The organism is Sphingomonas sp. NPDC092440, assembly GCF_044754985.1.
Lineage (GTDB): Bacteria > Pseudomonadota > Alphaproteobacteria > Sphingomonadales > Sphingomonadaceae > Sphingomonas.
The window spans coordinates 19,745-28,825 of the sequence record NZ_JBIVQA010000024.1 but is presented as its reverse complement, the minus strand read 5'-3'; the positions used below and the strand labels follow the sequence as shown (position 1 = coordinate 28,825).

The window sequence follows — 9,081 nt, the reverse complement described above, 5'->3', positions numbered from 1 at the left end:
CGCCGCCATTGTAGCGCCTAGTCGTATGCTCAGTCATATGGCTCACTCTTATCTAAGAGCGAGACCCTGTCAGGTCATTTCGGGGGCCAACTCAATGACCTTGCACGCTTCGCTATCTTCAAGCCTGTCGAAATCGCACTTGGCGTTCTGCCGAAGGCAGCGATGCGTGATCTCGCAGCCCATGCCCTGACCAAATTTGGGGGCGACGAAGGTTGGGCGGATTTGGTCCAGCGTATTGCCGCCGACAATCCGCTCGTTGCCGTCATGGCGGCGCGTGTCGTCACCGAACAGGAAGTGTCCGCCGAAATGGTGCGGAACGCCGACGATATGCGTGCTGTCGTGATCGAGCGATTTACCCAAGTGCTGACCGGGCGGATTGGTCTTCCGGAAGACACTCGCCTCCTCCGCGATATGCTTGGGCTGATCGCGCTCCTCCAGCCGGTTCGTATCGACGATCGCGAGATCGGTCAGCTGTTAGAGACGGTCACGGCACATGCGGCAGACGATGCAACGAGAGCGCTCAAGATGCTCGTTGATGGTGGCGTGCTCTACAAGCGGGGCCGCTTCTATCGGCTCATGCCGGACCTGCTGGGCGACTATCTGATCGATGATATCTGTATCCAGCACGATGGGCGTCTCAGCCTTTTCGCCGAACGTGTCATCAATGCCGTCGACGATCGCCTGCTTACGCAGGTGATGGTCAATCTGGGGCGTCTCGATTGGCGCCGACACGGTGGTGATCCCACAGACAGCAATTTGCTCAACGCCGCCTGGGCTCGCTTCCGCGACATCGACTATGGCTGGGATCCTCGGATCGAGGCTGTACGAGCAGTGGCGATCTATCAGCCGGCACAGGCGCTACGCTTCGTCAGCGACCGGCTCCGTGGCGGTAAGAGCTTCCGTGAGGCAGCACCGATCCTTTCGAATATCGCACACACCGAGCGCTACCGGCGTGAGGCCCTGCAGTTGCTCTGGGAAATGGGACGAACCGATACTCGCGAAACCGGCGCCAACCCCGGTCATCCGATCCGGGCCTTAGCCGAGCTCTGCGAGTTTGCCGAGCACAAGCCGCGGGATTTTAACGAAGAGATTGCTGCCTTTGCTTTCGATTTGATGGAAGACGACCGAGCATGGGACGGCGCACACACTCCGCTCTCGATCGTGGCCCCGTTACTCAAAGGCACAATCGACAAATCGCGGGCCAGTGCGCGGGCAATTATGCTCTCGAGCGCGTTTGTGAGCTACGAATATGCGCTCCCGCTCCGGCGCGCTGTGATCGACCGAATCATCGCCTTGCTGGAACATGGAAATCCGCGCGTTTGCGCAATCGCTGCTCGCTATCTCCATGATGCATTGAGGATGCCCTACGGCATTGGCAGCATGTCGCCGCCAGAGGATTTGCGCGAACAATATCAGGCAGAGTTTGCCGCCACGATCGAGGCTGTCACTGCGATCATGGACCGCGGCGGCCTATCGGCCACGACGATGCTCGCCGTCACGGATGCGGTCAGCTGGCATGCCCAATATGGCGGCGGAATGCCTGGCGACGCAGCGAACCGTTTCCTCGACGGCCTTCCTAACGACCGAAGCTTCCGTCTGCGCGCAGCGATGGTTGACCGTGCCCGGTTTGCCTTTCGCGGGCAGATCCCCCGTGAGGCGGAAGAGGACGACGTCGAGAAGTGGCTGCCGGCGCTTGCGAATGAACTGAAGGAAACATGGCCTGAAGCGGAGAATCTGCTCGATCAGCTGGAGGATGCCTTGGCCGATCTGGCTCGGGCCGCAATCGGCGATGGCTCCGCTTACATGTTGGTCAATACCCTTTTGCAGGATGACCTGCCGCTCGCCCGCGCGCTGCTTGTGCGTGCAGCGGCCGATCCCCGATCAGCGTTTCGCAGCTTCGTTTGGGGCGCCATGGCCCAGCTGCTCAACCTTGAGCCCGCCGATGGTCGCCGCCAGATCGAGCGGTTTCTCGAGCGCGACGCCGACATGGCAGCGCGCGGCGTAGCCGCGCTCGGGTCGCTAACACGATCTTTCGCTGCGGAAGATCTTCGCTTGCTGCGCCGCGCCGTGTCGAGTGCCGAGTTGGCGGTGTCGCGCTCGGCGCTCGTTGCCCTTCGCTGGTCGAAAGACCTTCCCGATCAGCAAGTGAAGGGGATCGCCCTACTGGCGCCGTTCGAGCAACAGCCCGATCTGCTCAATGAGGTCGCCTCGTTGCTGCTGGAACGGCGCCGCAAGCTCGTAGCACTTCTCGACACGAACGATGTGGAAGAGCTGCTGGCGCGGATGCGCGACATCAAGGATTTCCAGGGGCATTGGGTTGAATCGCTGCTCGGTGAGCTTGCCGAGCACTTCCCAGTACCCTTCGCCGACTTCCTGTTCCAGCGCACTGACCGAGCGCTCGGCGACGAGGAAGGAGATATCCAACTGCTCGGCTACCGCTTCCACGAGGGCAAGCTCGGCTTTCACAAGTCGGCGGACGCAGCGCGGGTACTCGATCGTGCCTGGGCATGGCTTCGCCAGCACGACGATGACGACGGCTACAAAGTATATCGAGCGGCGGAACTGGTCGCGGGCATGTTCGACATCGACGCCGATCTCGTGGTCGAATTCCTCGATGGCAAGCTCGACGCGGCAGGCGTTGTCGAGCTGAAATGGATCTCGAAACTGGTTCGCCACACGCACCATCTGTTCGCCTTCAAGCAACGGCGCTTTGTGGAACGCTATCTCGATCGGTGTGCGGCAGCGGATAGCGAGACGTTGAATTGGGCGATCGACGCGCTCACTGCAGCCGCCATGTCCGGCGTGAAATCGGGCACGCGCGGCGAACCAATGCCGCGCGATCTGAAAGCTCGGGATGACGCGCGGGCCGTGCTCAGCACAATGCCTCGTCTCTCGCCCGCCTTTCCTCTCTACGAAGCGATCCTGAACGGTGCGGAGCGCGATATCGCGCAAGCCATCCGCGAAGGACAGGCACTCGATGCCGAGGATGAGGACTGATGGGTCGTCGTGCGTCAGAGCGGCTGCGTCAGGAACGCGAGACATTCGACCAGCTGAAAGCGCACGATTCGTTATGGTTCAAGCTTCGACTGGCGACCGGCCTAGTCGCGATTGTCGCGTTGCTGGTCGTCCTTTTCGTGGCGGCACGGGTCGTTCTCACGCCGTCGCAATATTCCGAGACGACCATCACCCTCGCGGCGGTTGCCATTCTTGCTGACATCGCCGGGCTCGCGGGAACGGTCTTCCTGCTCGTGCTGCGTGATGGAAGTGGTCATTTGCGTCCGATTGTCGGGATCAGCGGCAAATGAGCGCACCGTGGCAGGATTTCGAACGGGCGGTCGCCGCCCTGTGTCAGGCGCTCGCACCAGATGCGAAGGTGACGCACGACGCGAAGACCCTCGATGTCGATATCGGCTCGCGACGCCAGCGCGACGTCTGGATCGAGGCGCTGATCGGCGGTCACTTCCCGGTCAAGATCCTCGTCAGCTGTAAACGATATGCGCGCAAGGTCACCGTTCAGCAGGTCGACGCCTTCCTTGGCGAGCTTGGCTCTTCCGGGGCGAACATGGGGGTCATCTATAGCGCGTCGGGGTTCACGAGAGATGCGCTCGCCAAGGCAAAAGCGCGGGGCATCTCGGCCTGCGTGCTTTTGGCCCATCAGCCGCCGCCGATGCCCGCGGTCCTGCTCTTCGACGCCTATTTCCTGGATGAGCGTATCCAGCTCGTGGCGACCGGCTTGACAGGTGCGGTCGACTGGAGGGCGTTGCTCAATGCGGACACGACGATCGACGGCGAGACGCTGCCGGTACATCGTGCGCTGGCGACGGCGTTAGCCAGCGACCTCCCCGCATTGCAAGAGGCGGTCGGCGACAAGGTGATGCCGGTGCGCTTGAATATGGTCACTCTTGCGAATGGTGATGGCACTGAACCCGTACGCGTTGGTGTTCAAAGCCAATGGGCGATCTTCCGCGCGCGTACTGAAGCGTGGCTGGTAAATGGGTCGTACAATTTCACCGGCGAAGATTTCAAAGGGAGCATCGCAACCCCTTCGATCGACACTAGGAGTTCTGATCCAGGGCCTGGCTGGGAGCCGATTGCCGAAGACGAAATCGGCACGGGCAACACGATAAAATTCTACCGCTTTTTGCAAGACAGCGGGCCTGCGCTCGCAGCGATGGCCTCGGGCGCGCTCGCTCTTTCCGATCACCAAAGTGCCATGAGCTGAGAGGCGCGATGTCCGAGCAGAATGGCGGGGAGGAATTGGCCGCGGCCGTCGAGGTGCCAACCCCTCAGGCACCCCGAATGTGGCGCAATTGGCGCGCGGCTCGCAGCGGCGCACCGCGCCTCGGGATTACTGAATGCAGCTTGTTTTCCGATGTCTGATTTGTCGCCGAGGCGATTGGCTACGGTCCCTACAGCCTCCTGAACCCCCTTTGCGCGGACCACGTTTGACGGCGGCATGTACGGGTGGAAGCCGGCGCTCACCTTTTTCGACCGATCCCAATACCCGTCCCCACTTGCACGCGCTTTAGCACTGAACGCCACCAAGTATTTGAGATATCTATACTTATTCCTATCTCCTACCTTTTACTTCCGTGGACCGATGGTATCGAGCGTGATCCAACGTGAATGACCGTGATCCACAACCATCCCTCGGGCGACCCCTCCCCCAGCCGCGCCGATATCGAGATCACCCGCCAGATCGCCGCCGCCGGCAAGGGGCTGGGCATCGCGGTGCACGACCACATCATCCTGGGCCGCGAGGGGCATGCCTCGCTTCGCGGGCAGGGGCTGATCTAGGGAGCGATCCAGCCTGTCATTGCGGCACCACAGCTCGCCCGATACCATCTCGCCATGCTTCGCGCCCTTGCGTTTCCTGCCCTCGCCCTGCTGCTCGGTGCGGCCCCCGTACCCGAGCTGCCGCATTTCGCGATCGAACGCCCCGAAACGCTGGGCGGGCGCCCGGTCGGCGGCCGGCTGCCGATCGTCCACGCCATCATCGCGGGCCGGCCGGGAACCTTCCTGCTTGATACCGGCGCCGGCCTCACGGTGCTCGCGCCCCGGTTCGCCGATGCGACCGGCCTGGCCCCGGGCGCAGCCATTGCCGGGCATGACAGTGGCGGCAGGCCGGTCACCGGCCGCGCGCTGGAGCAGGTCGACATCACCATCGGTACCGTGCGCCGCCGGTTTCCGCGGCTGGCGGTGATGCAGATCGGCATGCTCGACGCGCTCGGTATCGACGGAGTGATCAGCCCGCAATCCTTCGCCGACCCCGATTGCCTCCGCATCGATTTCGCGCGGGGCATCGCGACGCTGGCGCCACCGGCCGACCCCGCCTGCACGCTGGACGGCGTGGCGGCGCCGATGGGCAACGGGTATCGCTCCTATGCGCCGGCCAGCGCATCGGACGGCAGCCAAGCCGACTTCCTCGTCGACAGCGGCGCGTGGCGAACGAGCCTGCCCGCCGCGTTCGCGCCCGACGCCCCTGTCCTTGGCGCGGAGGCGCATAGCGGCGTCGCCGGCATCGCGGAGGCTGCCGAACTGGTCGGCCCCTTGACGCTCACACTCGGCGGCAGGCCGCTGCCCGTGCAGAGCGCCCGCCGCACGGGAGCAGGCCGCAACGCCCTGCTCGGCTTCGACCTGCTCTCGCGGGCGGTACTGCTGATCCGGCCGGGCAAGGACGCCCTGCTCCGCCTCGCGCCCTGAGCAACCAAACGGCCGCCGGAGGCAAGTCCGGCGGCCGTTCGGGAGCAAGCGCCATGCGTATTCCGGCGCGAAGAAAAGCGATCAGCCCGGCTGCTTCGGGGTCAGGAACACGGTCAGCTCCTGCTTGTTCACCGAAGCGCTTTTGTCGGTATCGGCGCTGGCAAAGGCCTGGTTCGCCCAGGTCGTCGCCTCGGCGCTGCCCGGCTGGAAGCCCGGCTCCGACGCCTTGCGCAGCGCGGCCATCCAGTCGGCGAACTCGACCTGGCTCAGCTTGCCATCGCCGTCCTTGTCATAGCTGCCGAAGTCGCGGCCCACCGCCTGGGCGACCTGTTCCTGCGTCGCCGCCGGCTGGGCGGCCGGAGTCGCGGCAGGCGCGCTCGCGACCTCGGCCGGCTGAGTCGCGGGCGCGGCCGGCGCCGGTGTCGCCTCGGCAGTGGCGACCGGTGCCGCCTGGTCCGGCGCGGCAGGCGCCGCGTCGCCGCTGGTCACGGGCGGCGTCGCCTGCTCGGGCGCCGGCGCAGCCTGCACAGGCTTGTCCTGCGCGGGAGTTTCCTGCGCAAAGGCAGGAATTGCTAAAATCATAGACGTTGCAAGAAATATTGGCTTCAACATAGGCATATCTCCTATTCTATTCAGGCAATATTTCTCATATCTAGCCTGATTGTATTTTGGACAATCGCCCTATCAACCAATGATCTGGTAATGATGTTCCGAATTTTATCACTTCCATTGTCGCCCTGTCCGCAAATCGGCTCATTCCATCGCATTCCATTTGCACTGTGGCGCGTGCGCCACGGCTGCGGCAGGATGGCGTGATGATCGACCGCCGTACCCTGCTGCTCGGAATGACCGCCGGCCTCGCCGGCTGCCACGGCGCGCAGCCGGCTTCGGGCAAGCCCGGCGACTCCGCCGAACCCGGCGAGCCCCATCTCGCCGCCGGCGCCGCCGCCGCCAGGCTGCTCGCGGCCGCCCGCACCCAGCTCGGCGTCACGCGCCGCTATGACAGCGCCTATACGACCCTCGCCTTCCCCAATGGCGACGTCCCACGCGAGAAGGGCGTGTGCACCGATGTGGTGATCCGCGCCTATCGCGACGCCTTCGGGATCGACCTCCAGACGCTGGTCAACGCCGATATGCGCAAGGCCTTCGCCGCCTATCCGCGCAAATGGGGGCTGACCCGCCCAGACCCCAGCATCGACCATCGCCGCGTGCCCAATCTCGCCGCCTTCCTCAGCCGTGCCGGTGCCCGCCTCCCGGTCCCGGCCGACGGCAAGGGCTGGCAGCCGGGCGACATCTTCACTTCCGCGCCCGCCAACGGGACGGGCGGCACCGCCACGCATATCGGCCTGGTCTCGGACCTGCCCGGCGCCCATGCCCCGATGATCCTCCACAATATCGGCCAGGGCGCCCGCGAGGAGGATGCGCTGCCCGATTGGCCGATCACCGGCCGCTTTCGGTGGAAAGTCTAGGGCACGCTTGCTAGGGGCGCCCCAAACTCCCTTCCGGCGAAAGGCTTGCAATGGTCCCCCGTTATTCGCGCCCTGACATGACCGCCATCTGGTCGCCCGAGGCGCGCTTCCGCATCTGGTTCGAGATCGAGGCGCACGCCACCGAGGCGCTGGCCGAGCTCGGCGTGGTGCCGAAGAGCGCCGCCAAGGCGCTATGGGACTGGTGGGCGACCAATCCGGCGATCGACGTCGCCGCGATCGACGCGATCGAAGCGGTGACCAAGCACGACGTCATCGCCTTCCTCACCTGGGTGGCCGAGCAGGTGGGCGACGAAGCCCGCTTCATGCACCAGGGCATGACCAGCTCGGACGTGCTCGACACCTGCCTCGCCGTCCAGCTCGCCCGCGCCTCGGACATCCTGCTCGCCGATCTCGATGCGCTGCTCGAAGTGCTCAAGCGCCGCGCCTATGAGCACAAGCTCACCCCGACGATCGGCCGCAGCCACGGCATCCATGCCGAACCGGTCACCTTCGGCCTCAAGCTTGCCGAGGCCTATGCCGAGTTCAAGCGGGGCAAGGAGCGCCTGCTCGCCGCCCGCGCGGACATCGCCACCTGCGCGATCTCGGGCGCGGTCGGCACCTTCGCCAATATCGATCCGCGCGTCGAGCAGCATGTCGCCGACAAGCTCGGCCTCGCGGTCGAGCCGGTCTCGACCCAGGTGATCCCGCGCGATCGCCATGCGATGTTCTTCGCCACGCTCGGCGTGATCGCCTCGTCGATCGAGCGGCTCGCCATCGAGGTCCGCCACCTCCAGCGCACCGAAGTGCTCGAGGCCGAGGAATATTTCTCGCCGGGCCAGAAGGGCTCGTCGGCGATGCCGCACAAGCGCAACCCGGTGCTGACCGAGAACCTCACCGGCCTCGCCCGCATGGTCCGCAGCGCGACCATCCCGGCGATGGAGAATGTCGCCCTGTGGCACGAGCGCGACATCTCGCACTCCTCGGTCGAGCGCTATATCGGCCCGGACGCGACGATCACGCTCGATTTCGCCCTGGCCCGCCTCACCGGCGTGATGGACAAGCTGCTCGTCTATCCCGAGCGCATGCAGAAGAACCTGGATCGTATGGGCGGCCTGGTCCATTCGCAGCGCGTGCTGCTCGCCCTCACCCAGGCCGGCGTCAGCCGCGAGGACAGCTATCGGCTGGTCCAGCGCAATGCGATGAAGGTGTGGGAATCGGACGGCGCGCTTTCGCTGCTCGAACTGCTCAAGGCCGATCCGGAAGTCACCGCCGCGCTCTCGCCGGCGGAAATCGAGGACAAGTTCGACCTCGGCTATCACTTCAAGCAGGTCGACACGATCTTCGAGCGCGTCTTCGCTTGATCATGCCCGGCGCATGCGGCGGGCGACAGCATCGCTCGCCCATGCGCCGAGCAGCCCGATCAGCGGCAGGCTCATCGCGCCCGCCCACACGAATGCGCCGATCAGGGGCACGGTCTCCGATCCCCACCCATGCTCGTCCATGGCGGAGTGATGGGGCTGAAGCGCCACCAGCCCGAGCGCCGCGGCGAACAGCGCGGGAAGCGGGCGCGGCCGCCGCCCGCGCAGCATGCGTGCAGTGCACCAGGCCCAGAAGGGATGCGCATACCAGCCCCATGCCGCGAGCGGCTGCCCGCTAAGGGTCCAGCGCGGCCAATGTTCGTAGCCCGGCAACGGATAGCCTCGGGAATCGATCGCGAGCGGCCCCAATGGGCCGAACAGCATATACAGGGCCCCCAGCACCCGCTCGGGGCGGTCCACGCCCTGCCCGTCGGGGGCGATGCTCATCGCCACGGGCATCGCCAGTGTCGCTGCCCATAGCAGCAGCGTTGCAAAGGCGAGCCGGCGCATCGTCATCGTGCGATCCTAGTGCGCGGGAACGTTTCGCGGTC

General features: G+C 65.0%; 8 protein-coding genes and 1 pseudogene. 7 read left to right on the top strand and 2 right to left on the bottom strand.

Annotated features, from left to right (window positions below; translation table 11 throughout):
* The first annotated feature begins 162 nt into the window (after nucleotides 1–162).
* The 5 genes and pseudogenes from ACIQCS_RS23315 (at nucleotide 163) to ACIQCS_RS23295 (ending at nucleotide 5,703) form a co-directional block, all read left to right on the top strand.
* On the top strand, nucleotides 163–2,997 hold the full coding sequence (locus ACIQCS_RS23315) for a hypothetical protein (protein ID WP_401531911.1): 2,835 nt from the start codon (nucleotides 163–165) through the stop codon (nucleotides 2,995–2,997).
* The gene (locus tag ACIQCS_RS23310; protein WP_345848429.1) at nucleotides 2,997–3,305 is read left to right on the top strand and encodes a hypothetical protein; all 309 of its coding nucleotides are present in this window, start codon (nucleotides 2,997–2,999) and stop codon (nucleotides 3,303–3,305) included. The genes ACIQCS_RS23315 and ACIQCS_RS23310 overlap by 1 nt, the downstream gene beginning before the upstream one ends.
* Nucleotides 3,302–4,222, top strand: a complete 921-nt coding sequence (locus ACIQCS_RS23305) for a restriction endonuclease (protein WP_345848431.1) — start codon at nucleotides 3,302–3,304, stop codon at nucleotides 4,220–4,222. The genes ACIQCS_RS23310 and ACIQCS_RS23305 overlap by 4 nt, the downstream gene beginning before the upstream one ends.
* Before the next feature lie 404 nt (nucleotides 4,223–4,626).
* A pseudogene (locus ACIQCS_RS23300) lies at nucleotides 4,627–4,797 on the top strand (JAB domain-containing protein); the annotation flags it as partial.
* Between the two features lie 54 nt (nucleotides 4,798–4,851).
* Complete coding sequence (locus ACIQCS_RS23295) at nucleotides 4,852–5,703, top strand: aspartyl protease family protein (protein WP_345848433.1); 852 nt, start codon at nucleotides 4,852–4,854, stop codon at nucleotides 5,701–5,703.
* An 81-nt stretch (nucleotides 5,704–5,784) separates the two neighbouring features.
* Here ACIQCS_RS23295 and ACIQCS_RS23290 read toward each other — a convergent pair whose 3' ends face one another.
* On the bottom strand, nucleotides 5,785–6,231 hold the full coding sequence (locus ACIQCS_RS23290; RefSeq protein ID WP_401531908.1) for an EF-hand domain-containing protein: 447 nt from the start codon (nucleotides 6,229–6,231) through the stop codon (nucleotides 5,785–5,787).
* A gap of 287 nt (nucleotides 6,232–6,518) precedes the next feature.
* Here ACIQCS_RS23290 and ACIQCS_RS23285 point away from each other — a divergent pair, with 287 nt between their 5' ends.
* Complete coding sequence (locus ACIQCS_RS23285; protein WP_345848436.1) at nucleotides 6,519–7,172, top strand: DUF1287 domain-containing protein; 654 nt, start codon at nucleotides 6,519–6,521, stop codon at nucleotides 7,170–7,172.
* Between the two features lie 50 nt (nucleotides 7,173–7,222).
* Nucleotides 7,223–8,533, top strand: coding sequence for an adenylosuccinate lyase (gene purB, locus ACIQCS_RS23280; protein WP_345848438.1), 1,311 nt, complete (start codon nucleotides 7,223–7,225; stop codon nucleotides 8,531–8,533).
* Here purB and ACIQCS_RS23275 read toward each other — a convergent pair whose 3' ends face one another.
* Entirely contained in the window at nucleotides 8,534–9,046 is a 513-nt protein-coding gene (locus ACIQCS_RS23275; protein WP_345848440.1) for a hypothetical protein, read from the bottom strand. It lies immediately after the preceding gene.
* Nucleotides 9,047–9,081 lie beyond the last annotated feature (35 nt).